General features: G+C 55.1%; 1 tRNA gene, 1 rRNA gene and 1 pseudogene. 2 read left to right on the top strand and 1 reads right to left on the bottom strand.

From position 1 onward, the window contains the following. Positions 1 to 97: ribosomal RNA gene (gene rrf, locus HKX24_RS17595) — 5S ribosomal RNA — on the top strand; the annotation flags it as partial. Between the two features lie 226 nt (positions 98 to 323). Next, positions 324 to 400: transfer RNA gene (locus tag HKX24_RS17590), tRNA-Met, on the top strand. Positions 401 to 873: 473 nt separating this feature from the next. Here the strand turns inward: HKX24_RS17590 and HKX24_RS17585 are convergent. Beyond that, positions 874 to 1159: pseudogene (locus HKX24_RS17585) on the bottom strand (hypothetical protein); the annotation flags it as partial.

Below are 1159 nucleotides of genomic sequence, written 5' to 3'. Positions count from 1 at the left end.
AGCAAAACACCTGGTCCCATCCCGAACCCAGCCGTTAAGTGCCGTAGCGCCGATGGTACTGCGTCTTAAGACGTGGGAGAGTAGGTCATCGCCAAACCTAATAAGTTCCTAGACTACAGTATCTCTCTACGATGATCAGAATAACAAAACCGCCGCAGCTCAATGCTGCGGCGGTTTTGCGTTTGAGCAGGGCTTTCCGGCGGCCAGCGAACTTTGGCGGCGCGAACGTTAAGCGTGCCGGAAAAAATCTCAAGAAAAATTACCTTTTTCTGTTCGAATGCGCTTGCAGCTCCCGCACTATAAGTCTAAACGGAGGGCATTGGCGCGGGATGGAGCAGCCCGGTAGCTCGTCAGGCTCATAACCTGAAGGTCGTAGGTTCAAATCCTACTCCCGCAACCAATATTAGCGAAGTATCGCTTTCAGAAAGACCCGCCTTCTCGGCGGGTCTTTCTGCATTTGGGGGGATGTCCCCTTGCTCTATCCCTGTTCAAATTCGTGTTCCGCTGGCTTTGCGAAGAGGGCTATTTGCGTCGGTAGAAGGAAAGAGAGTTTAGCAAAGGGGCGGGTCAGCAGTTCAGCGCCTGGTTGGATAATCCCCCCATTTTTATGGGGGCTCGATCGTAGAACTTACGCAGCCATTCTCAATTTCTGGGCGGGGGTCATCCCGCCGTTGCCCATGTTGGGGCGTTCGTTGTTGTAGGACCAGAGCCACTCTGAACCGCGCCGGGTTTGCCGGAGGCTGATTTGTCTTAGTTACGCGGCCATGCCTGATGTTTCCAGAGCAGCGTAGAAGTTTGCCTCGGCCTCTGCGGGCGGAATGCTCCCGATGGGTTTGAACCGCGCCGGGTTTGCCGGAGGCTGATTTGTCTTAGTTACGCGGCCATGCCTGATGTTTCCAGAGCAGCGTAGAAGTTTGCCTCGGCCTCTGCGGGCGGAATGCTCCCGATGGGTTCGAGAAGGCGGCGATTGTTGAACCAGTCGACCCATTCGAGGGTAGCGTATTCCACGGCGTCGAAGCTGCGCCAGGGGCCGGGACTGTCCTGAATTTTGTGCTCTGGCGTGGTAACTGCTCTATAAGGAGACCCACGTATGAGCATCGACAAAAAGCTATTAGACCAACTGATGGAAGGCCGGTCCTCTGGCGACCTATTCGGCAAG

Source organism: Sulfitobacter sp. M85, from assembly GCF_029285915.1.
Classification (GTDB): domain Bacteria; phylum Pseudomonadota; class Alphaproteobacteria; order Rhodobacterales; family Rhodobacteraceae; genus Sulfitobacter; species Sulfitobacter faviae.
The sequence above is the reverse complement of the archived record's forward strand: the minus strand, read 5'-3'. Positions and strand labels throughout refer to the sequence as shown.